This is a genomic window from Terriglobia bacterium (genome assembly GCA_020072815.1).
Lineage (GTDB): Bacteria > Acidobacteriota > Terriglobia > Terriglobales > Acidobacteriaceae > Angelobacter.
Map to the genome: position 1 here is coordinate 116,516 of JAIQGE010000004.1, position 22,271 is coordinate 138,786.

General features: G+C 58.1%; 21 protein-coding genes. 15 read left to right on the plus strand and 6 right to left on the minus strand.

Annotation, left to right across the window (positions count from 1 at the left end; genetic code table 11):
• Positions 1–169 precede the first annotated feature (169 nt).
• Positions 170–1,021 (minus strand): IS1 family transposase, encoded by an 852-nt coding sequence (locus LAO20_06885; GenBank protein ID MBZ5531138.1) that lies wholly within the window; start codon positions 1,019–1,021, stop codon positions 170–172.
• Positions 1,022–2,175: 1,154 nt separating this feature from the next.
• On the opposite strand from LAO20_06885, the gene LAO20_06890 reads away from it, so the two are divergent.
• A complete protein-coding gene (locus LAO20_06890; GenBank protein MBZ5531139.1) occupies positions 2,176–3,030 on the plus strand; it encodes an ABC transporter substrate-binding protein in 855 nt (284 codons plus the stop codon).
• A 217-nt stretch (positions 3,031–3,247) separates the two neighbouring features.
• Entirely contained in the window at positions 3,248–3,640 is a 393-nt protein-coding gene (locus tag LAO20_06895; protein MBZ5531140.1) for a (deoxy)nucleoside triphosphate pyrophosphohydrolase, read from the plus strand.
• Positions 3,641–3,656: 16 nt separating this feature from the next.
• On the opposite strand, the gene LAO20_06900 is transcribed toward LAO20_06895, so the two are convergent.
• Together LAO20_06900 and LAO20_06905 are read right to left on the minus strand one after the other, a co-directional pair.
• The gene (locus LAO20_06900; protein ID MBZ5531141.1) at positions 3,657–4,880 is read right to left on the minus strand and encodes an Nramp family divalent metal transporter; all 1,224 of its coding nucleotides are present in this window, start codon (positions 4,878–4,880) and stop codon (positions 3,657–3,659) included.
• Between the two features lie 173 nt (positions 4,881–5,053).
• Entirely contained in the window at positions 5,054–6,292 is a 1,239-nt protein-coding gene (locus LAO20_06905; GenBank protein MBZ5531142.1) for a divalent metal cation transporter, read from the minus strand.
• A 205-nt stretch (positions 6,293–6,497) separates the two neighbouring features.
• On the opposite strand from LAO20_06905, the gene LAO20_06910 reads away from it, so the two are divergent.
• Entirely contained in the window at positions 6,498–7,940 is a 1,443-nt protein-coding gene (locus LAO20_06910; GenBank protein ID MBZ5531143.1) for a right-handed parallel beta-helix repeat-containing protein, read from the plus strand.
• Positions 7,941–8,135: 195 nt separating this feature from the next.
• Here the strand turns inward: LAO20_06910 and LAO20_06915 are convergent, their stop codons facing one another.
• Together LAO20_06915 and LAO20_06920 are read right to left on the minus strand one after the other, a co-directional pair.
• A complete protein-coding gene (locus tag LAO20_06915; protein MBZ5531144.1) occupies positions 8,136–11,537 on the minus strand; it encodes a response regulator in 3,402 nt (1,133 codons plus the stop codon).
• Positions 11,538–12,127: 590 nt separating this feature from the next.
• Positions 12,128–13,372: a CBS domain-containing protein gene (locus LAO20_06920; protein ID MBZ5531145.1), complete on the minus strand. Its 1,245-nt coding sequence runs from the start codon at positions 13,370–13,372 to the stop codon at positions 12,128–12,130.
• Between the two features lie 299 nt (positions 13,373–13,671).
• Between LAO20_06920 and LAO20_06925 the strand changes: the two genes are divergently transcribed.
• The 8 genes from LAO20_06925 to LAO20_06960 all read left to right on the plus strand — a co-directional run bounded on the left by LAO20_06925 (position 13,672) and on the right by LAO20_06960 (position 17,489).
• Entirely contained in the window at positions 13,672–14,661 is a 990-nt protein-coding gene (locus LAO20_06925; GenBank protein MBZ5531146.1) for a SpoIIE family protein phosphatase, read from the plus strand.
• 165 nt (positions 14,662–14,826) lie between these two features.
• On the plus strand, positions 14,827–15,270 hold the full coding sequence (locus LAO20_06930) for an ATP-binding protein (GenBank protein ID MBZ5531147.1): 444 nt from the start codon (positions 14,827–14,829) through the stop codon (positions 15,268–15,270).
• Entirely contained in the window at positions 15,267–15,611 is a 345-nt protein-coding gene (locus LAO20_06935) for an STAS domain-containing protein (protein ID MBZ5531148.1), read from the plus strand. The genes LAO20_06930 and LAO20_06935 overlap by 4 nt, the downstream gene beginning before the upstream one ends.
• Positions 15,612–15,675: 64 nt before the next feature.
• The gene (locus tag LAO20_06940) at positions 15,676–16,014 is read left to right on the plus strand and encodes an STAS domain-containing protein (protein ID MBZ5531149.1); all 339 of its coding nucleotides are present in this window, start codon (positions 15,676–15,678) and stop codon (positions 16,012–16,014) included.
• Between the two features lie 35 nt (positions 16,015–16,049).
• Positions 16,050–16,568, plus strand: coding sequence for a hypothetical protein (locus LAO20_06945; GenBank protein MBZ5531150.1), 519 nt, complete (start codon positions 16,050–16,052; stop codon positions 16,566–16,568).
• Positions 16,561–16,950: a hypothetical protein gene (locus tag LAO20_06950; GenBank protein MBZ5531151.1), complete on the plus strand. Its 390-nt coding sequence runs from the start codon at positions 16,561–16,563 to the stop codon at positions 16,948–16,950. Before LAO20_06945 ends, LAO20_06950 begins: the two co-directional genes overlap by 8 nt.
• Before the next feature lie 14 nt (positions 16,951–16,964).
• Positions 16,965–17,204: a carboxymuconolactone decarboxylase family protein gene (locus LAO20_06955; protein MBZ5531152.1), complete on the plus strand. Its 240-nt coding sequence runs from the start codon at positions 16,965–16,967 to the stop codon at positions 17,202–17,204.
• 18 nt (positions 17,205–17,222) lie between these two features.
• The gene (locus LAO20_06960) at positions 17,223–17,489 is read left to right on the plus strand and encodes a hypothetical protein (protein MBZ5531153.1); all 267 of its coding nucleotides are present in this window, start codon (positions 17,223–17,225) and stop codon (positions 17,487–17,489) included.
• A 259-nt stretch (positions 17,490–17,748) separates the two neighbouring features.
• Here LAO20_06960 and LAO20_06965 read toward each other — a convergent pair whose 3' ends face one another.
• Positions 17,749–18,285, minus strand: a complete 537-nt coding sequence (locus LAO20_06965; protein MBZ5531154.1) for a helix-turn-helix domain-containing protein — start codon at positions 18,283–18,285, stop codon at positions 17,749–17,751.
• Between the two features lie 226 nt (positions 18,286–18,511).
• Between LAO20_06965 and LAO20_06970 the strand changes: the two genes are divergently transcribed.
• The 4 genes from LAO20_06970 (at position 18,512) to LAO20_06985 (ending at position 22,247) form a co-directional block, all read left to right on the plus strand.
• Complete coding sequence (locus LAO20_06970; protein ID MBZ5531155.1) at positions 18,512–19,096, plus strand: HDIG domain-containing protein; 585 nt, start codon at positions 18,512–18,514, stop codon at positions 19,094–19,096.
• A 164-nt stretch (positions 19,097–19,260) separates the two neighbouring features.
• On the plus strand, positions 19,261–20,205 hold the full coding sequence (locus tag LAO20_06975) for a hypothetical protein (protein ID MBZ5531156.1): 945 nt from the start codon (positions 19,261–19,263) through the stop codon (positions 20,203–20,205).
• The gene (locus LAO20_06980) at positions 20,205–22,070 is read left to right on the plus strand and encodes a hypothetical protein (GenBank protein MBZ5531157.1); all 1,866 of its coding nucleotides are present in this window, start codon (positions 20,205–20,207) and stop codon (positions 22,068–22,070) included. Before LAO20_06975 ends, LAO20_06980 begins: the two co-directional genes overlap by 1 nt.
• A gap of 12 nt (positions 22,071–22,082) precedes the next feature.
• Positions 22,083–22,247, plus strand: a complete 165-nt coding sequence (locus tag LAO20_06985) for a hypothetical protein (GenBank protein MBZ5531158.1) — start codon at positions 22,083–22,085, stop codon at positions 22,245–22,247.
• Positions 22,248–22,271 lie beyond the last annotated feature (24 nt).

Genomic DNA, 22,271 nt, shown 5'->3' on the forward strand with positions numbered 1-22,271 from the left:
TAGGCAACCGCAAGGTCCCTCCGGCCTACGCCCGCGCTGAAGATCACCCCAGCAAGCCAAAACCGGGCTTGCCGGGGGCCCCGATACAAAAGCGCGCGTTCGCTTCACGGCCGTCGGGATGACGGTTTGGCGAGGCGCCGCCGTTATCTGGTAGTGGGCCAGTTTGGAATCAGGCCGCTATTTGTTCTTTTTTCTCTAACAGCGAGATCAATTCAGCGATATTCCAGGCATGAGAAGCAATCCCGGCTTCCATTGCAGGCGTCACCCTGAGACTGCTGTGAATGCGGCAAAAATTGTAGTACATGAAATAGATCGCCAAATTATGGCAATGGTTTTCGTATTTCTTGGAAAACCCATTGGTTAGCCGAGTGAATCTCCGCATACTCATCCGCATGGTGAGGTTCTGTCTTTCAACATAACTCGTACAAATGTGATTCGGGTCAGGGTTGCCGCTCTTGATTCCAACAGTTGTGCCGATACACTGAGCAGGGCTGTAACGTGCACTTGAATCCTCTTGCATTGGTGCACCGTACTGTTTTATCAGCATCGCGTAATCCACTTCAGCACCAAACGCACCTTCGATAGCTTCAGCATAGAATCTCAGACCATCGCTGGTGATTTGTAGGCGAGTGGAAACACGCGATGCTAGATCATCAATGAATGCCTTTGCCCAATTCAAATCACGCTTCCCGCAAGCGTAAGAAATAATCAACTTCGACTGCGCTTCAATCGCAGTCCATGTCCAGAGATCGCCAATGCCTGTGATGTTTTCTTTGTCCTTCGGAACGTTCTTTTTCTTGGCATAGCAGAAGCTCCAAATCTCATCACATTCGACATGCTTCGCCGGGACGTTCCGCACAGCCATGTCATGATAGTCAGCGCAAACAGTGCCTAATTCTGCCAGCAGTTTAAGAACTGTGTCCTTGCCGACAGAGAACATCCTGACAATACTCCTAATGCTGTTTCCCTCTATCAGAGCAGAAACAATCTGCGCTCGCTTGGATGTAGTTAATCTATTCATAACAATACAGATTATGCTTGAGCGTACAGGAGTTGTCAAGCGTAAAACGGCGCATATTCCAATCGTGGTAAGCTAGAAGTAGGTACTCAATTTGAGGCCAGAAAAGGAGTTTTTATGAATACAAAAAACGACAATAGAAGCCTTGTTCCTACCCTGGGTGTGCGGGAAAACAGGAGCAGGAATTAAGTGTTCCAATTGGGGCGATGTCCGGGCCTGTATCAGAGAAGACAGAAGTCACTTTAGGAATTTCAGAGCCAGGCATAAGACGCCCGGCTTGGGTGTGTGATTTAGAAGGACGCGATCATCTTGACGATCCTAAGGTTTCCTAGACCAGCGTGCCGCTGCCGCCCTCTTCGCGATTGCCCGGCGTCTCGCGCCCGTTAGAGCTTCAGCCCTGGCCCTACCGCCAACAAGTCCGCCAAGCCTCCCCAGAGCCTTGAATTTCTGACTCCTCTTGCGTTTCGTGAGCGGTTCACCGATTGCCGCTTCCACAACGCGAAGGGCGTTCTGGGCATCGTCTCGTTTTGCTGGCTGCTTAATCATTGTGGTCATGCTTGAGCGTGTGGTAGAAATGTGAGGTGCCGTGATGGTGGAACTGGAATACACAGCGGTCTTTAAAACCGCCGTCTCCTAGCCGAGAATTGTGGGTTCAAATCCCATTCACGGCACCTTTAGTTCTCCCTTTTCGGGTCTCAGGAGTGCTCTAACACTCTTGAAGTCCGAGGAAAGGAGGTTGCCATGAAAAGGCGTTTACGCGCCATAATCATGGTCTTTATCCAGGGTGACGACCTTGTGGTCGTCCTGATCTGGATATAACCCCTAACCGGCCCCGGCTTCTCTAGCGGGGCCGCTCTTTTTCAAATATCAAAGACACTGCTCAAGCTGCAAACAACTGATGCCGTTTTGCGCTGCTGCTTTCACTGCTAACGTCTGACAGCCATCCAGTTATTGAAAAACCCAAGCAAGTTAGGTAAATCGTACAACATGTTGCGTTTTGTTGCATAGCTAAATTGTTTACGCTTTGCTGCACTCTGGTAAATGTCTCATTTTTAAGCAACTTTCCCCAGAAACACCGGAAAAATCAAAAAACTAACTCAAACTGGCCCACTACCCGTTATCTGCGACCTTTGTTGACTCGCCTTTATAATCCCATCATGCCAGAAATGCGGCCTCCACAGCGAGTGGTCTCGCTCCAGCCTTCGGTCACGGTCACGCTGCGCGACCTTGGCCTGCTGGACCGGCTGGCGGCGTGCACCAAGTATTGCCTGGACGTTTGTCCGGAGGCGAAAGACTCCGGATGCGCGATTGTGGAGGATTCCTGGTCGGCGAAGGCCGAGCAGATTCTGGCGGCGCGGCCCGATCTGGTGATTGCGTCGGTTCCCTACCGGCTGGAGTCGCTGGCGGAGATCATCAAAGCCGGCGTGCCGTGCCTCTGTTTGTCGCCCAAGTCGCTGGCGGACGTGTATCGAGACATCCTGCACATTGCGCGGATCGTTTCCTCTGCGGAGCCGGGAGCGGCGGAGCAGCGGGGGCGCGAGTTGGTGGCGCGCATGCAGCATGAGGTTGATGCGGTGCGCACGCAATCGGCGGAGCAGCTTGCGGCGGCCGGACAAAGCAAGCCGCTGGTGTATTGCGAAGAGTGGGGCAAGCCCAAGATTCTTTCCCAGGGCTGGGTGGCGGAGCTGGTGGAAGCTGCCGGCGGACGGTTCTTCGGTGAACCGGGCCAACAAGTCACGGACGACCAGGTTGCAGCGGCTGGTCCCGATGTGATCGTGGCGGCATGGTGCGGCGCGGGCGACCGGGTACCGCTGGAGAAGATCGCCGCGCGGCACGGTTGGGAACGGACCAATGCCGTCCGCAATGGACGGGTGTACTGCATCAACGATGAATTCCTGAACACGCCAGCCAGTACGCTGCTGGGCGGATTGCACGCCCTGGCGGCGGCGATTTGGCCGGATGGGTTTGCGGCGGAACGAGGATTGAGGCAGATTCAACTGCAACATCATTGAAACGCGGGAAGAAGCGAGAGTGCAACAAACCTTGCACCGGCAGCAGCGCCGGCGCCACACGGGTATTTCAAGTAACCAAAGCTTGCCGCCGATGAACGCTGATAACGCTGTTCCGAATTTAGGCTTTAGAGCCGGACTGCGTGCGACAGAAAAGCGCACCGGCAGGAGTGCCGGTGCCACACGAATCTCCAGGTTTGGAGCGGAGCGACAGAAAACAATGAAACAGGTGGTGGCGGCAATCATCGTTCGCGAAAGCAAGATCCTGGTGTGCCAGCGCACCCCGCATCAGTCGCTGCCGCTGAAGTGGGAGTTTCCCGGAGGCAAGATCGAACCGGGCGAGCGAGCGGAAGACGCCATGCGTCGCGAACTGGAAGAAGAGCTGGGCATCCGGGCGACGATCGGCAAGAGAGTCGCCGTGGTGCGGCACGACTACGGCCACGGAGCCGTCGTGGAGCTGCAATTCTTCGTGGTGGAACAGTTCGAAGGCGAAATTGAGAACCGCATCTTTAACGACGTACGCTGGGCGGAACGGAACGATCTCCCCAAGTTTGATTTTCTTGAAGCCGATATCGAGCTGATCAAGCGGATCAGCGCGGGAGACATTATCTAGCCCGCATCGGCCATCGCTAGCCAGTAATCTGCGTCCAGACCAGCGCCACGGTGAGCCCGATCATGATCACGCTGGTGCTCCAGGCAATCACATTGCCTATGCGCGAGTTGGTGTAACTGCCCATCAGCTCCGGCTTGTTGACCAGCTTGAGCATGAACAAGAGGACAAAGGGCAGCAGAATGCCGTTGGCCACCTGGGAAAACAGGATCAGCTTGATCAGGGGCAGGCGGGGGATCAGAACCATGGCCGCGCCTCCGGCAATCAGGAAGGTATAGATCCAGTAGAAGACCGGCGCCTCAGAAAACTTCTTGTTGATGCCGGACTCCACGCCCAGCCCTTCGCAGATGTTGTAGGCGGTGGCCAGCGGAAGAATGGCGGCGGAGAGCAGCGCGGCGTTGATCAAACCGACGGCGAACAACATGGCGGCAAATCGTCCGACGAGCGGTTTCAGGGCCACGGCGGCCTGGGCGGCGTCGTCAATGTTGTGGTTGCCGGCAACGTACATGGTCGCGGCGCAGGCCACCACGATGAAGAACGCAATCACGTCGGTCACGATGCATCCCAGAATCACGTCCCAGCGGGAAAGCGCGTACTGCCGCTTGGTGATTCCCTTCTCCACCACCGACGCCTGGAGATAAAACTGCATCCACGGAGTAATGGTGGTGCCCACCAGCCCCACCACCAGCACAATGTACTCCGACGACCGGCTCACGTGCGGAACAAACGTTTCCTTGATCGCCTGCAGCCAGTGAGGATGGGCGTAAAACGCGGAGATGGGATAGGCGAAGTAGACCAGCGAAAACAGGATCAGGATTCGTTCCACCGGCTTGTACGATCCGCGGACCACCACAAACCACACCACAGCCGCGCCAATGGGGACGCAAAGGTACTTGGAGACACCGAAGATCCCCATGCCGGACGCCAGCCCGGCAAACTCCGCCATGATGTTGCCGAAATCGGCCAGGCCAAGCACGACCATCACAAAGAACGTGGCGCGCAAACCAAATTCTTCGCGGATAAGGTCGGCCAGGCCTTTGCCGGTGACCGCGCCCATGCGCGCCGCCATCTCCTGTACTACGATGAGCGCGATGGTGGTGGGGATGAGCGTCCACAACAGCGCGTAGCCCAGTTTGGCGCCGGCCTGCGAGTAGGTGAGGATGCCGCCGGGATCGTTGTCCACGTTGGCGGTGATGAAGCCCGGACCAAAGACCGCCAGCAAGGCGATGAGCCGGAACTTCATCGCGCCCAGAGGAGAACTGTAGCGGGCGGGGGCGTCTTTTTTGTTGAACAGCTTCATCGGGCGTTTCGATTATGAAAGTTTGCGAATGTTGGCGGCAATGCCGGTCACGCTGATGATGTCAAATCACGGAAGAGCCGAGGCACGACCGCGGGCGGAACAATACAGGAAAGCAATTAACTAAAGACCAGAATGGCGCTGAGCACGATCATCACCGCCGCCGTTCCCCAAGCAACATAATTGAAGAGCCGGGAGTTCACGTACTTGCCCATGATGCTGTGTTTGTTGATGAGCAGCAGCATGAAGACCAGGACAAAGGGCAGCAGCACGCCGTTGAAGACCTGGGAAAGCACCAGGAACTTCAACAGCGGAAAATTCGGAAGCAAGACCACCCCGGCGCCGGCGCCCACCAGCGCGGTGTACAGCCAGTAAAAAGCTTTTGCTTCGCCGAACTTTTTGTCCAAGCCCGACTCAAGACCCAGTCCTTCGCACACGGTGTAAGCCGTGGAGAGCGGCAGAATCGAGGCGGCGAAGAGCGACGCGTTGAACAGTCCGCCGCCAAACAGATACTTGGCGTAGTCGCCCGCCAGCGGGCCCAGCGCGCGGGCAGCGTCGGCGGCGTCGGCAATGGTGCGGTGCCCTGCCTTGTACAGCGTGGCCGCGCAGGCCAGGATGATGAAAGCGGCGACAATCGGCGCAAAAATTGATCCCACCAGCACGTCGATGCGCGTGGCCTTGTAGTCCTTCATGCTCACGCCTTTTTCCACCACCGACGCCTGCAGGTAAAACTGCATCCACGGGGCGATGGTGGCGCCGATGATCGCGGTGACCATGAACGCGTATCCCGGAATGTGGAAGGCCGCTTGCGTGGGAGGCTTCAAGGTGCTGAACGCCGCAGTGTTCCAGTTGGGATGAGACAGCACGCCGGCGATGATGTATGCGATATAGAAGAATGATGCAGCGAGAAAGACCTTTTCTACGATCCTGTAGGTGCCCTTGACCACGATCAGCCACACCACCGCGGCGGCGATGGGCACGGCAATGAACTTGGAAACGCGGAACAGGCCCATGGAACTGGCCACGCCGGCAAATTCCGCCACAATGTTCATGAAGTTGGTGGCTACCAGGGCCATCATCATCAGGAAGGTCAGACGCAGGCCGTACTCTTCGCGGATCAGGTCGCTCAGGCCTTTGCCGGTGACCGCGCCCATGCGCGCGCCCATTTCCTGGACCACGATCAGCGCCAGGGTCATGGGAATGATGGTCCAGAGGAGGGTGTAGCCAAACTGCGCGCCGGCAAAGGAATACGTGTAGATGCCGCCGGCATCATTGTCAACGTTGGCCGTGATGAACCCGGGGCCGATCACCGCCAGGACCAGCAGGATCCGGGTCTTCCAGTGCTTGAGAACCTTCATCAGTCACGCGCATAACCCATTTGGAGTACTGCCTTGGCAGAATAAATTAGAAAAGCGGGGGGCGGCAACCCGGGAGAGGGCTTTTTTACCAGCAAAATCAAGCTGTTAACGAATTGTTCTTCGGTTGCGCTTTAATCTTAGGTAATATCAGCACCATTCGGGACTAACGACGGAAGACCCTTGTCCCAGGAAAGAAAGCAAGTCTGTGGTGCGATTCTGGCTGGTACTCCTCATTACAGCAGTCGTCGTCAGCAGTGTGTCTTGCGGCAGCAACCAGGCGACCGCAACGAGTGGCATTCAGCCCAGCGCTCCCGTGGGCCCGCTTTCGGCGGATTGCACGCTACCCGACTCCGCTCTGACTGCGGGAACCACGCGAGTCTACATCGCCTTGCGCAACGGCCAGGACGGAAGCGGCCACTCCGCAGACGATGCCCGTGATGGCAGCACGGCAACCAGCTTTGACACCATCCTGCGCTGTTACGCCGAGGGCTGCGCCAGCCCCGCCGTCGCCAAGACCGATAATCTGATGGTGTGCCTGGGACCGGGGACGTTTGCCACGCGCGGCAACTACGACGCACGCATTGACACTCCCCACCTCACGCCCAACGGTTTCACCCTGGGCAACGGTTGGAAGATCCACGGGCAGGGCGCGGCCAACACCACGGTGCAGCTCAGCGACTTCCTGCCCATCACCGACCCCAGCAACCTGCAGGGCCTGCCGGTGGGGAGCGGGGCCAACGTGGTTTTCAGCACGCAGTCGCACAGCGTCTCGCAGGTAGAGATCTCCGACCTGACCGTTGACGCCAACTATCCGGCGCTGAAACAGACGGCCAACGCCAACGGCACCTTCGCGCTCAACCTGGAGGCCATCCACTTGTGGTCGAGCCAGGGCGGCAACTGGATCCACAACGTCAACGTGATCAATGCCGCCGGGGAAATTGGCGGGTTCGACGAACGCTTTGAGACCTCCACGGTCATGATCATTTCCGCAGTCGCCAACAGCAAGCCTTCTGACAGCAGCGGGAACGTGATTGAAAACGTGACCATGAGCGGGTTCGGCGGCGGCGCGTGCACCGCCATGGTGATGGCCAATGCAACGGGCGAAGTCCGCCGCAACCTGATCACCGGCTACCAGATCGGCTACGGCGGATGGACCATGGGCGCAGTCCACTTCCATGACAACGTGGCCCAGGACACCATCTACGGATTCAACATTGACGCGCTGGCCAACGATGGCGTGATCATCGAATCCAACCAGATCAATAACCCGCACAGCTACGGCATCGTGGTGGGCGGCGGCGGCACGTATCGCAACATCACCGTCTCCGGCAACACTATCCGCATGGGAGCAGGCGCGACCGGCATCCTGCTGCAAGGCAACGTGACCAATTCTGTCGTGAAGGGAAACACGATAGTGGCCGGGTCAGGTGCGGCGGGCGGCACGGGTATCCTGAACTTCTCCAATCTCGCCGGCGCGGGGGCCAACGCGAACAACGTTTATCAATCCAACGTGATTGACAACGCACTCAAGGTGGTCTTTCAGGCTCCGTCATTGCGGACGACTAATTGCGCCTTCGGCAACCGCGACCAGAACGGCAACCCGCGCGGCGACCTCCCGGACACCAGCGGCGTACCGTGTGTTCCCTGAGCTTTTTCATCGCGGAGACATGGAGAAAACACGGGCCGCGGATCCTGGCAGATGGGCGCACATCGGAAGAAGGCACTTAGCGGGACACGCCCGCGCCTGACTGGGCGCGCAGAAGCGCCACCCCGGGAGTTGCAAAACTGCACACTGTACGGGGCCATGCCCTTCTTTTTACTGTGATTTACGCGTCCCTCATGCTCACTGGGGTCTGCGCTGATCGTTTTGCCAAGATGTGTCCGGCGGGGCATCCAGAATGTCACGTATCTTGCGGGCCAGTTCCTCAAAAGCGAATGGTTTTTCCAAGAAGGCTTCGTCCGGACCAATTGTGTCTTCCGGTTTGAACGCTTCGTGGGTATAGCCCGACACATAGAGGATCTTGATTCCGGGCCGGAATTCTTTGATGCGGGCGGCCGCCTCGCGGCCACTGATGCCGGGCATCACAACATCGGTCAGGAGCAGATGTATGGGGCTCGTGTAGTCGCGGAAAATCCTGATGGCCTCATCTCCATTGGCGGCGTCCAGCACTTTGTAACCCAGGCGCATCAGAAATACATGCGTGAGAGAGAGCAAAGACGGATCGTCTTCCACCAGAAGCACCGTCTCAACGCCGCGGAGTTCCTCGGCTTCGACCTTACCTCGGGACATAGCGGCGCCTTCGTCCTGGACCCGTGGCAGAAGTATCTTAAAGGTGCTGCCCTGGCCCGGTTTGCTTTCAACTGAGATGCTGCCGCCGTTCTGCTGCACGATTCCGTAAATCGCGGCTAGGCCCAAACCCGCGCCCTTGCCAAATTCCTTGGTGCTGAAAAACGGCTCGAAAAGGCGAGACTGGACATCGCGCGCCATGCCGACACCTGTATCGGAAACGGTCAGTTCCACATACTTGCCCGCAACCAGACCTGGAAGATGCTCACGGAGCTCCGGCTCCGCCAACTCCCGGGCGCCAACCCGGATCTCCAGCCTGCCCCCATCGGGCATCGCATCGCGCGCATTGGTTACCAGGTTGACGATGATCTGGTGAATCTGGGACTGATCGGCCCGCACACAGACCGGCCCGGGAGCAGGAACAAGGCTGGTCTTGATGTTGCTTCCCACAAGTGTTGGCAGGACTTCCTGGGCTTCGGCCAGAACAACATTGAGGTCGAGAATTCGCGGCTCGACTACCTGACGCCGGCTAAAGGCCAGGAGTTGATGGGTAAGGCTCCCCGCGCGTTTGGAGGCTTCAGTGATTTTCTCTACATAGTCCAGTACCTGTTCTTTGGAGTCGAGAGCCGAGAGCATGAGGGCGGCGTAGCCCATCACCTTGGTGAGAAGGTTATTGAACTCGTGGGCCGTGCCTCCGGCCAGGCGTCCAATAGCCTCCAACTTCTCTGCCTGGCGAAGCATTTCATGTGATCTGCGAAGACTCTCTTCAGCCTTCCTGCGTTCACTCACATCATGGATCAGCATGATGATCTTCAGTTCGCCATCCGACCGGTTGGGACTCAGACCAACCTCAACCGGGAAAAGCGAGCCATCTTTTCTTTGGGCCTGGAGAGAAAGCCCTATGCCCATAGGCCGCACTTTTGGTTCGTGTGCATAGGCGGTCCGGTGCTGGGAATGAGCCGCACGATAGGCATCGGGCACAAACTGCTCCACGTTCATGTTCAGGAGTTCGTTTGGCCCGTAACCGAACATTTTTTCCGCAGTCTGGTTGAAGACAAGAATCTGCCCTTTCGCATCCGCGACCAGAATGGCCTCCGACGCGGTATCCAAAAGCTCATGGAAGCGTTGGTCGCTATAGCTCTTTTTTTGCCGGGCATCGTCGCGCAACTGGGCCAGCGCAATACGGGACTTGATTCTGGCCAGCAGCTCGCGCGTGGTAAATGGCTTGCTGAGGTAATCGTCCGCGCCGGCTTCCAGACCCTCAATCTGAGAATCCTCTTCCGTGCGTACGGACAAGAGAATCACGGGAATGGAAGCAGTCACGGGATTCCCTTTCAGCGCGCGCAGCAGGTGGGCCCCGTCCATGACGGGCATGACGTAATCGCTCAACACCAAGTCAGGGGGCCGTCTGAGGGCCGCATCCAGCGCCTGCTCACCATTCGTGCAGATTTCAACGTCATAAGAAGGGGCAAGCAGCCTGCTGATATAGGCCCGCATGTCGACGTCGTCATCAGCAAAGACAATGCGAGATTTCGGTTCCGCCGAAGAAGATGCCGCCGCATCGGGCAACGCATCCGGGGCCGGGTCCGCCGTTCTGGCCACGGCCGCACCCCAAACCTGGGCTTCTAATTCATAGGCGGCGCGGGAGCTAGGCGTGATTCCGCTTTGCTCGGTGGGTGCCGGCGGGGCTGGCAAATGCCCCGACCCGAAGGGGATGGAAACGGTAAACGTGGTTCCGTGCGCCAAAGAAGTCTGGACGTCGATGTTCCCTCCGTGCACCTTGACAAGCTCATGAACCAGCGACAGACCGATTCCAGAACCTTCAAAGGAGCGTGCGCCGGCGCTTTCGCCACGGAAGAAACGTTCAAAGATGTGCGGCAGCTCCGATTCCGGAATGCCGATGCCAGTGTCGGTGACAGTGAGCTGTGCAGAATTGCCTACGCTCCGGAGGGCAACGCTGATGCCGCCTTCTGAAGTAAATTTGAACGCGTTGGAAATCAGGTTGAGCACAATCTTTTCCCACATCACGCGGTCAACGTAAACCGGCTGGCCCAGGTCTTCCAGTTGCAAGTCGAACTTCATGCCCGCTTTCTGCACCAGGGAGCGGAAGAGATTGGCTATATCCGCGGTGAGCACGGTCAAATCTGTGGGCACATAATCGCCGCGGAGCCTGCCGGCCTCAATCCGCGCCAGGTCCAGCAAGGTGTTGACCAGCTTCAGGAGACGCAGGCTGTTGCGGTGCATCAGTTCAAGGTCTGAGCGGCTGGCTGCAATGGAAGAGCCAGGGCTCCTCAGCAAATCATCAAGGGGGCCCAGAAGCAGAGTGAGAGGAGTGCGCAGTTCGTGGCTTACGCTGGCGAACAAATCCGTTTTCAGCCGGTAAATCTCCTGGGCTTTCTGGTACAAGCGCGAAAGTTCTACATTGGCGGAACGAAGCTTTTCGTTGGCGCCTTCCAACTCCCTGGCCCGCACAAAAAGCGTACTTTCCAACTGGGTAGCCTTGGTGCGAAGCTCTTGACGGCTTTTTTTGTCTTGCGCGTGCTGTTGCTGCAAGTTGGTTAATTCAGTTACGTCCTCCAGACGGTGAACGATGAAAGAGATCTCACCGTCTTCGCGGATGACAGGGTAGTTCACCGGACGCCAGTGCCGCTCGTCAAAGCTCTGAACGGCCATTGTGTCCGCAGCCCGCGTCTCCAGCACTCGGCGAAGCGATGGGCCGAGGTTGGGGACCAACGCGGCGGTGGTGTCACCTGGACCACCGGGAAAGGCATGGAGCAGGGCGGGCCCGACGATCTGTTCACGCTGTCGATTGATGGCGCGAAGGTAGGAGTCACTGGCCGCGACAATGGTCAGGTCGGGCGCGAGCACCAGGTAAAGCCCAGGCGCTGATTCGAAAAGGGCCCTGAAATCCGGAGAGCGTCCGCCGCTATGGAATGCAGATTGAGCAACATCGCTCATGGGGGAATACATCCTTCTTCATCAAAAAATACCCTGGGTTCATTAAGACCATCTAACAATGAGGATGAGGCTACCGCGTAAGGGCACACCCGCGCTGTGATGGAGGTCACATTGGGTGAGAACGGCGTCGACCGGGATACATCTGGTGTTAGCGCTTTTGTCCGCACTAGAGGGAAGGATTTCGGTTGCGCTTCCAAAGCCTCGGCTACAGTATAAGTCGTTTTATTACAATAGTTTATGTCAGCATTAAGATGGCGGCAAACAACCAAAATTCCAGCCGCGGACGGCTGCGATCCAGCGCAACCGAGCGGCTGCGATCCACGACTTTCTCTATGCAGCACCGGCAGGAGTGCCGGTGCCACACGGGCCTTCCCGAGCAGCCAAAAACCTTACCGCTAATGAACGCAGATGTCGCTGATCGGGAAAAAACACAGCCGAGTGCGGCTGTGCCACACGAGTCTTCAGCGCAGCCGAGGGCGGCTGCGGTCCACGTTTCTAAAAAGAAACACCAGCGACACGCTTTTTCTCAGTGTCTCCGTGTCTCCGTGGTGGATTTGACTCTGGAATACTTAGAAAAGCTGGGAGCAGGACTATCCCTTGTCCCTGAGCAAGCTGATCACATCGTCGGCGGTGATGATGCCGGTCATGCGCTGCTGGTCGTCCACCACGGGTAGGGTGAGCAGGTTGTACTTGTCGAACATTTCCGCCACGTCTTTTTCTTTGGTGTCGGTCTGGCAGAAGATGACGTGCTCCGGGGCCAGGGTATGGAGTGGCGTGCCGCCGGGAGCCAGCACCAGTGACACCAGAGGCACGGCGCCCACCAATTTCTCGTCTGCGTCCACCAGGTACAGGGTGCTGATGGTTTCCGGCGCGCCTTCAAACTCGCGCAGCTTATCAATGGCATCGCCCACGGTGGCCTGCGGAGGCAAGGAAAGGTAAACGTTGGTCATGCGGCCGGCGGCGGTGTTCTCTTTGTATTCCAGCAGCTCGGTGACTTCCTGGCGCTCGGCCGGCTCCATTTCCTCCAGGATGCCCTCGGAGGTTTCCTGGGGCAGGTCACCCAGCAGATCGGCGGCGGCGTCAGGATTCATCTCCTCGACAATGTCAGCGGCCTTGTCGGAATCAATGGACCGCATGAGCTCCACTTGCATCTTGGGATCAATTTCTTCCAGGGCTTCAGCGGCGACGCCTTCATCCAACGACTCGAACACGGCTTCACGCTCGGCGGGGGCCAGTTCTTCCAGAATGTCAGCGATGTCCGCCGGGTGCAGGCTGGAGAGGCCGTCATAATCCAGCTTGAGGCGGACGCGCCGGAACGGGTCGGTTTCGATGAGGTCCACGGCCTCCCAAGGGATGCTTTTTTCCGGCATGCGGCTGGCCAGGGCTTCAATGTAGCGGCCGGGGGCCAGGCCTTTGAGCAGACGGCGGACGGCGCCGCGCAACCCGATGTCCACTTTGACCATGCGCAGCTTCACGCAGCCATTGACCGGCTCGGGAAGCAGATCAGCATCATTGACGCGGACCACTTTGCGCCCGGAAACGTCAATGATCTGCTGGTCGAGCAGGTCGCGTTCCAGAAGCAGCATGCCGTCCGCGCTGACCAGCGGAGGCCAGTCAGCGGGGCTGCTCATGGTGCGGACGATCATCCCTTCCACGCCCAGCACGGCGCTGGCGGGAAGCATACGGTCACCGTCGGACGTGCGGACGATCAGCTCGGAGACGCGCGCAGGGTCGTCCTGGGGCGAGAGTGCGACTTCACGCACGTATCCGGCGCGCGCGCCGGCGGCGTCATACACCGGAGCGCCCAGAATGCGCGAAAGAGCCACGACTTGCATCATCCCAACCCCATATTGGCAGAATACCGAATGTGGTAGCGCGTGACCAGAGAAGAAGCGATGAGTATCGTTATTTATTTCAGAGCCGTACACTGCCGGACGAAGCCGGACTTTACCGCGGATTTGCGCGGATGATCGCGGATCAGCCAGGATCCGCGCTGGGGGCACTTCCACCGCAACAATCGGATAGCCCGACAGAGCCCAATTCCTGTACTTTTGAAGACCAGGCAAGGCGGACATAAGGTGAAAATTCCTGAGTCCCAACCGCCCCCATTTGAGTCTTATCCAAAGAGGTTTTTATGGCGATCCATGTCACTGACCTTCACCTCCTTCGCGACCAACTAGTCGTCCGCCGCCAGAAGCTGGAAGCCGCGGTCGCGCGGTCGCAAACCGCAAACATGCTCCAACTGCTGGAGCAGGTGGATAAAGCCCTGGAGCGCGTTGACTCCGGCAGCTTCGGCGTGTGCGAGGCCTGCCTGGGCACCGTGGAAGCCGACCGACTGCTCGCTGATCCCCTGGCCAAGATATGCCTGGACTGCCTGCAGCCCGCCGAGCAGCGCGCCCTGGAACAGGACCTGGAATTGGCCCAGCGCATACAAGCCGGGCTGCTGCCCAAGCCGGACTTCAACGCCGCCGGCTGGCACGTGGCGTATCACTACGAACCCGCCGGTCTGGTCAGCGGCGACTACTGTGACGTGATGTCCCACGGCCGCGAACTCTACTTCATGCTGGGCGACGTTTCCGGCAAGGGCGTCGCCGCCTCCATGTTGATGGCCAATTTGCATGCCATGTTCCGCGTCCTTATCCCCTCGGGCCTGCCGCTGGAAGAACTGGTGGCCCGCGCCAACCGCATCTTTAGTGAAAGCACCCTGCCCTCGCAGTACGCCACGCTGGTCATCGGCAAAGCCAAGGAATGCGGTGAAGTGGAAATCTGCAACGGCGGCCACCTGGCGCCACTGCACGTGAGCCAGGGCGGCGTCCGGGCGATTGATTCCACGGCCCTGCCGGTAGGCATGTTCCACGACCAGGAGTTCGTGAGCACCAAGATCGCGTTCTCACCCGGGGACAGCCTGGTCCTTTATACAGACGGCTTTACCGAATCCGCCGGCCCGGACGGCGCCGAATATGGCGAACACCGCTTGCGCGCGCTGCTTGCGGCTTCGCGCGGGCACGCTCCGCGTCAGCTGACGGAAGCCTGCGTCCGCGACCTGATGGCGTATCGCGCCAGTTCCAAAAAGCACGACGATCAAACTCTGCTGGCACTGCAATTTTCGCCGGTACAGCACTGAGCAGGACGTTTTTCTCAGGGCAAGACTTGCGCGCAGCGCCTGACGCCTCGCCGTCTGCGCGCAAGCTTCGCGTTTGACATTCCGTGTCCACCTAGGCAAACTCTATTCTTCGCCCAGCCGTGAGCAGGACTGCGCCGTCAGTAAACTGACCCTGTGGACCGCCGCATGACAAAACGGGTTTCGTACTCGCTGGAATCGACCTTGGAAAGCGTCAACAAGGCCGAAACCACCGCCGCGGAGGCTGCTGCCGGCGCGGGATTCAGCGAAGACGATCAGTCCAATATCGCCATGGCGGTGCGTGAAGCCGCGGTGAACGCGGTGCTGCACGGCAATGCTTACGATCCGAACAAAAAGTTCTTTGTGGCCTTTGAGACCCGGGAAGACGCCCTGGTGATCACCATTGCCGACCAGGGCAAAGGACTGGACGTGCACTGCATCCCTGATCCGCTGGCCCCGGAGAACCTGATGAAAGGTTCGGGACGCGGCATTTTTCTGATTCGCGCGTTCATGGACGAGGTCCGGTTCAGGAATACCGAGCCCGGCACGGAGATCACACTTATCAAGCATGTCGGCCGCAAAGCGGCGAATGCCAAGGAGGAATCACAGTGACAATGAAGGCTAGCAGTCGGCAGGTCAACGGCGTGGCCGTTGTGGACATGAGCGGACGCATTACCCTGGGCGAAGGCAGCGTGGTGCTGAAAGATACCGTCCGCGAACTGCTGGGCAAAGGCGAAAAGAAAATCCTGTTGAACCTGGGCGACGTGACCTACATTGACAGCTCGGGGATCGGCGAACTGGTCAGCGCGTTTACCTCCGTCCGCAACCAGCAGGGCCAGCTCAAGCTGCTCAAGCTCACCAAGAAAGTCCACGACCTGCTGCAAATCACCAAACTGTACACGGTCTTTGAGATTTATGACGACGAGGCTGCCGGCATCGCCTCCTTCAAATAGATAGAGGCACCGAAGTCGCCATCGCACGTGCCCGTCAGCGATGAGCGCCAGGAGGAATTAATATATGAAGCTAGCGAATCGGCAAGTCGGCAACGTTGCCGTGTTGGACATCAGCGGCCGCATCGTCCTGGGCGAAGACACCGCTTTGCTGCGCAACTCGGTCCGCGACCTCTGCGCCCAAGGCAAGAAAAATATTCTGCTCAACCTGGCCAACGCCACGCACATTGACAGCTCCGGGCTGGGCGAACTGGTGACCAGCTGTGCCAGCGTCCGCAAACAGGGCGGCGAAATGAAGCTGCTCAAGCTGACGCAGAAAGTCCACGACGTGCTTCAGGTCACCAAGCTGTACACCGTGTTTGACATTTATGACGACGAGGCAACGGCGCTCAAGTCGTTCAAGTAAAGTTTCTTCACGTAGTCACTTTGAGTAAGTCCGGTTTGAACGTACTTTCATCAGCGACTTCGCCACTCACCGACTGGCGGTCAATATTCCAGTTGGGCAATCTTCTTTCGTTCCTCGGAATCGCCGCCACGATCTACTATGCACTTCGTGCGGAGAAGAAGGCGAATACTGCACTGAAAGCCGCAGTCTCTGCACGGACAGAACTTCTCATGAAAGTCGCGGCGGAGGAGTTCGTTGAGCTCTTGAAGTTAGTGAAGTCGATTAGACAAGTTGCGCAAGCAAATGACCTTAGTCGAGCGGAAGAGATTGCAGGCAATTTGAACGAAATCTTGGCGATGGCAAAAACTTCGTGGCCTCAATTATTACAGCAAGTACAGCACGAAGAAATTGAGGTAGCATTAAGAGAGAACCAGCGTCTGCTAGCGATTCTAAGAAATGCTGACTCGCCAACTGCAGACAAAGCGGTGCAAATTGCTCAGTTGGTCGATCTAATAACACAGTTGTTGGCGCAGGTATATGGGAGATTGCGTTTTGGGAGCATTGGTTATGGCTAATGTAGCTTTAGGCGCGTTCGCGGATCCAAAACAACTCGAACTGGTGAACACGATAATTCTGAAGACCCAGCAGGGGAAGCTGCGCTGGAACAAATCCACCAGCGGTTATCACGCCTCCCTGCCAAATGACGGTCAGATGGTCATAGCCGTGTCTACACCTATCTTACCCTTTCTCGGCGGAAAAACATGGGCGCATTTTGTTGTCCGTCAGAAGGATGGAACCGAGATTCTGAAAGTAGAAAACTCTGAAACGAACTTTTCTGGAATCCCGCAGTTTACCGCAAGCGACCTAGAGGTCGCCGTCAAGAAGCTTTATGGACTAGTGAGTGAATCAGCAACCGACGCGGTTGAGAAAGTGATAGATCAGCTGAAGCACCTCTAACGGCTTGCCTTCCGATGCGTATTTCCCGTCTTGATCGCTCACAAGTCTCGCCGGAAGTCGGCGAGATCTACGATAATTTCATGAAGGTGCGGGGCAACGTTCCCAATATGTTCCGCACCGTGGCCCACCGGCCGGAGCTGATGCGCACCATGGTCGCCCACTTTTCCGTGGTCATGGCCAATGGGGCGCTGCCCACCAAGCTGAAAGAGCTGTTGTTTGTCCGCGTGAGCCAGATCAACCGCTGCGAATATTGACTGGCTTCACACACCGTCTTGGCAAGACGGCACGGCTGGACCGACGAGCAGATCCAAGATCTGGCCAACTTTGAAAAACGCCCTGATTTCACCGGCCAGGAAAAGCTCGCGCTGCGCGTGGCCGAGCGTGTCACCCGCGATTCCCACTCGCTGGACGACGCGCTCTTCGCGGAACTGCTCGGCGAGTTTCACGAAGACGGGACGGTGGAATTGCTCAGCGCCATCGGCCTGTTCAACTATTTCAACATGTTCAACAACGCGCTGAAAATGGAGCCGACAAAGTAGTTTTCTCTTTATCCCGAGCGGAGCGAGGGAACCCTATGAGTACGATCCGCTCGCGCTGCCACACCGCGACGGGTGAAGACAGGCGCATTCGCTGGCATGCTTTTCTCTCGAAAAGCACACCGCTAGAAGTTTCAGTGCACGAACCTCGTTCATCGTTGATGATAGGGACCTCTCGCTCCGCTCGAGGTTTCGGAAAAACCAACCCCAGCAAAAAAGGCCAGAGCGTTTCCGCCCTGGCCGCAGGGTTTAAGGAGAGAGCTTAGGCCGTTCTTCTCGGGCGCACGCTCATTTCGCGCACTTGAGAAAGCACGGTGGATTTCTGCATCACGTCCAGCTTGTCCAGGAAGGGGACCAACTCGGCGATGAATTCGTCATGCATCAGGTCGGCGATTTCATCTTCCAGCGTGCGGTTGGAGCCTTTCAACAGGTCAGCCACGCCCACCTCCAGCGCCGTCGCCAGGCGCTGCATGGAAGAAAGCGTAGGCACGGCCTTTTCATTTTCAATTTTGGATACGTAGGTACGCGGCACCTGCATGCGCAGCGCGAGCTGGCGCTGGCTCAATCCTGATTTCAGCCGTAACATACGGATGGCTGCGGCAATCTGCAGGTGTGGATGATGGCTGCTCGGCGCTTCGACCACCGGCGGCTGTTCGACAAGGATCGGCTCAGGCTCGTCCTCATCCAGTGACGTTCGGCATTTCCTGCAAAGGTTGTTGACGGTCCGGAACTGGACGAGATGGCAATGATCGCAACGAACTACTTCCCGGGAATCTACCGGTGCCAGAGTTGTGGCCATGAATTTTTTCGGAGCTGCCAGAGCGGGCAGCATTCCAACTTCACTTCCCCACTGCAACTTCAGACTGCTGGATCCCTAACAAACTCTAGTCTCTACATAGATTTACGGCTTGTCAACCAAAAAATGCAGGTGAAACAGGTATAAAAACCCAATATAGTAGCGAAATAAAAGAGAAAACAGGTATAAAACACCTAGGAATATGACCACCATGACCAATGCCACTCCCATGCCCACCCGCGACGCCGCCTGGATCCTGCTGTGCGAATACACCCAGTCTGAAAGCCTGCGTAAACACATGCTGGCGGTGGAGGCCTGCATGCGCTCCTACGCCCGCAAGTTTGGCGAGGATGAAAACTACTGGGGCATCACCGGCCTGCTGCATGACTTTGATTACGAAAGATATCCCACGCCGCAGGAGCACCCGTTCGTCGGCAACAAGATTCTGGAAGAGCAAGGCTACCCCGAGGAAATGCGGCGGGCCATCCTGTCGCACGCCGACTACAGCGGCGTGAAGCGCGAAAGCAAGATGGAGAAGACACTGTTCGCGTGCGACGAACTGGCCGGCTTCATCACCGCCAGCGCGCTGGTCAAACCGAATAAATCCCTGGCGGAGGTGGAAGCTAAATCCGTCCGCAAAAAGATGAAGGACAAAGCCTTCGCCCGCAGCGTGAGCCGCGACGACATCATCAACGGCGCCGCCGATCTGGGCATTGACCTGGAAGAGCACATCGCGTTCTGTATTGAAGCGATGAAGGCGATTGCGGCGGAGTTGGGGTTGGCGGGAGAGTCAACCGCGAATACACGCGAATGAACACGAATCAGGTTCCATCCTCATGCTTCGGCAACGCCAGGCGAAAGCGCGAGCACCTTCCTGTTGCGCGGTGTAACGCTTTCCCAGCCTGCACCACTATCCAACGAGCAGCCCACTCCAATATGCTGCTCATGTGCAGTCGTACGTCGCACAGGAGGCACCCAATGGGAAGTTCCAAGCCGGACCACTGTCTGTTCAAGGTAATTTCACCGCTCCATCCAGACCGGCCATATGCCCAGGGCCGGAAACGCCGCCGCTGCAAGCGGATGATTGCTGTTCTCTCCCTGCTGGTGTCCATCACCACAAGCATGGCTTTCGCCCAGACTAACGCCGCGCAATCTCTGGCCGAGCGTTCAACCATCATTTTGCGGGGAAAGATCCTGAAGACCAACGCCAGCGATGAACCCTTGCTGGCGCCCTCCAACGTGACGGTGATCGTCTCCGTGGAGCACATGTATTCCGGCCAGGAGATCGCGGGGGACCAGACCGGGCACACCGCCACGGTGATTCTCAGCCGGGCGGAAGCCGTGAAGGAAGGCGAAGAGATGGTCTTCTTTGGAAATCCCCGGTTCCTCGGCAAGTCGCTCACCATGGCGGACGTGGGCGAAATGGCGGCGCAGGCTGCAGATTCCATGGAACGCACCGCGCACGCGCATAGGGACCAACTGGTTTCCCGCCGGCTCGCCGTGGCAAACATGGTCTTTCGCGGCACTGTGGAGAGCGTTCGTCCACTGGAGAGGACCGCCGAGACGCAGGGCAAGCGCGCGCCTGCGCCGGCCAGCGAGCACGATCCGGAGTGGGAAGTTGCCACGGTTCGAGTGGTCACTCCGTTGCGCGGCGGCACAGCAGGACAGAATTTGACCGTGGTTTTTGCCGCCAGCATTGACATTACCTGGTTTAACTCGCCGAAACTCAAGCCCGGCCAGGACGCAGTGTTCCTCGCCCATTCGCCGAACAAGGAGGAAGAGTTGCTGTACCGCTCTTCCGGTCTCTCGAAGTTCCTGGAGAAACAATCCATCTATCTGGTGACCGAGCCGTTCGACGTGCTGCCGCCGGCGGATGAAGACCGCGTTCGCGGTCTGCTCGCGACGCCGAAGGAGACGAAATAATGACCAGGCTATCCCGCATCTCAGCCCTTCTCATCGTCCTGGCCGGCATGGCGCTTTCCGGCTTTGCTCAGAACCGTCTGGTGAACATGGTGCCGAACAGCCGCAGCGCCGAAACCAGCCAAGACGCCGAGCCAACCATCACGGTTGATCCCAACAACTTTCACCACATGGCCGGCTCAGCGTTCACGTGGGACAACCTCACCGGCGGGCCCATGCTCACGGCCACCGCTCCCATCTATGTCTCCACGGACTCCGGCAACACCTGGACCATGTCTTTGATCGTCCCCAGCCAGGTGGGATCGGGCTTTCCGACCGGCGACATCACTCTCAGCTTCAGCTCCACGCCCAGCGGGGCCGTGGCCCATCCGACGAGCTGGCTTTACGGCGGAATACTCAGGTCTACGCCCACTGGCCGGCCGATGACGGCTCTGAGAGCGCAGGACCCTTTTTCCACCACGTTGATGACGGTCCTTGATACCCGCACGGGCAACGTTGACCAGCCGCACACCCTCGCCAAGACCGCAGGCGGCGGGAAGGACAAGCTCTACATTGGATTCAACAACGGTTTCGGAAACTTCCCCTGCCCGCCGCCGGTGGCACCCAACGGCCGCAGCTCAACGCTCGACGTCACTCAGGATGCCGCCGCCGGCGCACCCGCCTTGGCACTTGATGTAATCGACGCGCGCAACTCTACCTGCCAGGATGGATTCGCCCAGGTAACCGCAGCGCACCACGACGGCACCGTGTACGCCGCCTTCATTCATGACTGGAGCGCTCCGCCCACCTTCGCAGGTGGTACGCCTCGGCTGGTGGTGGTACGCGACGACAACTGGGGAAGCGGCGCTTCTCCCTTCACCGTCTTGAAGGACCCCAGCGATGGCGTGGCCGGCCGTTTTGTCACGCCCGGCCTGACCCTGGCCTCAGGTAGCATGGGACAAAACCGCCTGGGCGCCAGCAACGTCTCCATTGCCGTTGATCCCGCCAACAGCGACCGCGTCTACGTGGCCTGGGGCGACTCCAATGGATTCAACAGCGAGACCATCCATGTCCGGCGGTCCATCAACCGGGGCAAGGACTGGTCGGATGATCTGTTGACGGTTCCCAGCGCCATGAATCCCGAGGTGGCGATTAACGACATCGGCATCGTCGGCGTCCTCTTCCAGGGCGTCACTGGCGGCAAGTGGGAGACTCGTCTGTCACTCTCCAACAACCTGGACGCGACAACCTTTGACACGCCGGGCACACTCCTGGCCAGCCAGGACGCTTCAACCCCGTCACGTACCTTTTCTCCCTATATTGGCGACTACGCTTCCCTGGTGGCCGCCGGAAGCAGCTTCGTCGGCATGTTCTCCGCCAGCAACTTCCCGGACAAGGCGAACTTCATGACCGGCGTCACGTATCAGCGCGAGGTGAATTGGACAACGCACAAGCTGTTCACAGACGCCACCCACACCGTGCAGGTGGCGCCGTCCATTGATCCCTTCTTCTTTGAGATCGGGACTTCCGTCTGCAGCCGGTCGCGATACTTTTGCAGGATCTGCGATTTCGAGCCCATTTTCTGCTACCCCATCTACGATCCTTGGTGGTGGCTGAAGTGCCCCATGTGCGGGATCATCATTTACATTGATCCAGGAGAAGAATTTGAACACGTTGCCGTGTTCGATTCCCTGGGGAAAGAGGCGGGGAGATTTGAACGGCTGCGGGAACCGCTGGTGGAGAAGGGCGTGAAGTACACCTATGCGGTCCACCTCAGGCCGAGAGAGGGAGTTGGCTACGTGCTGAAGGCAGAAACTGGAAAGCAAAAACCCGGGAAGGCCTTCAGACCTGCATACATCGTTAGAGTCCAGAATAAGGAACGCGATTAGCAGTAACCGCACTTGAAAACCCTGTGTGAGCACCCGTCGCATCTAGGCGGGTGCCCTCCAGGCGAAAGCGCCAACGGCATCGCCGACTTGGGCATTGATCTGGAAGAGCACATCGCGTTTTGTATTGAAGCGATGAAGGCCATTGCGGGGGAGTTGCGGCGGGCGGGGACGTCTTAGCAATCAGCCGCGAATACAATGAAC

Coding starts and splice junctions, on each gene's coding strand:
- LAO20_06980 (MBZ5531157.1), top strand. CDS start 20,205: ATGACCAGGCTATCCCGCATCTCAGCCCTTCTCATCGTCCTGGCCGGC.
- LAO20_06930 (MBZ5531147.1), top strand. CDS start 14,827: ATGACAAAACGGGTTTCGTACTCGCTGGAATCGACCTTGGAAAGCGTC.
- LAO20_06915 (MBZ5531144.1), bottom strand. CDS start 11,537: ATGAGCGATGTTGCTCAATCTGCATTCCATAGCGGCGGACGCTCTCCG.
- LAO20_06975 (MBZ5531156.1), top strand. CDS start 19,261: ATGGGAAGTTCCAAGCCGGACCACTGTCTGTTCAAGGTAATTTCACCG.
- LAO20_06890 (MBZ5531139.1), top strand. CDS start 2,176: ATGCCAGAAATGCGGCCTCCACAGCGAGTGGTCTCGCTCCAGCCTTCG.
- LAO20_06970 (MBZ5531155.1), top strand. CDS start 18,512: ATGCCCACCCGCGACGCCGCCTGGATCCTGCTGTGCGAATACACCCAG.
- LAO20_06955 (MBZ5531152.1), top strand. CDS start 16,965: ATGCGTATTTCCCGTCTTGATCGCTCACAAGTCTCGCCGGAAGTCGGC.
- LAO20_06895 (MBZ5531140.1), top strand. CDS start 3,248: ATGAAACAGGTGGTGGCGGCAATCATCGTTCGCGAAAGCAAGATCCTG.
- LAO20_06905 (MBZ5531142.1), bottom strand. CDS start 6,292: ATGAAGGTTCTCAAGCACTGGAAGACCCGGATCCTGCTGGTCCTGGCG.
- LAO20_06885 (MBZ5531138.1), bottom strand. CDS start 1,021: ATGAATAGATTAACTACATCCAAGCGAGCGCAGATTGTTTCTGCTCTG.
- LAO20_06900 (MBZ5531141.1), bottom strand. CDS start 4,880: ATGAAGTTCCGGCTCATCGCCTTGCTGGCGGTCTTTGGTCCGGGCTTC.
- LAO20_06920 (MBZ5531145.1), bottom strand. CDS start 13,372: ATGCAAGTCGTGGCTCTTTCGCGCATTCTGGGCGCTCCGGTGTATGAC.
- LAO20_06965 (MBZ5531154.1), bottom strand. CDS start 18,285: ATGGCCACAACTCTGGCACCGGTAGATTCCCGGGAAGTAGTTCGTTGC.
- LAO20_06950 (MBZ5531151.1), top strand. CDS start 16,561: ATGGCTAATGTAGCTTTAGGCGCGTTCGCGGATCCAAAACAACTCGAA.
- LAO20_06925 (MBZ5531146.1), top strand. CDS start 13,672: ATGGCGATCCATGTCACTGACCTTCACCTCCTTCGCGACCAACTAGTC.
- LAO20_06940 (MBZ5531149.1), top strand. CDS start 15,676: ATGAAGCTAGCGAATCGGCAAGTCGGCAACGTTGCCGTGTTGGACATC.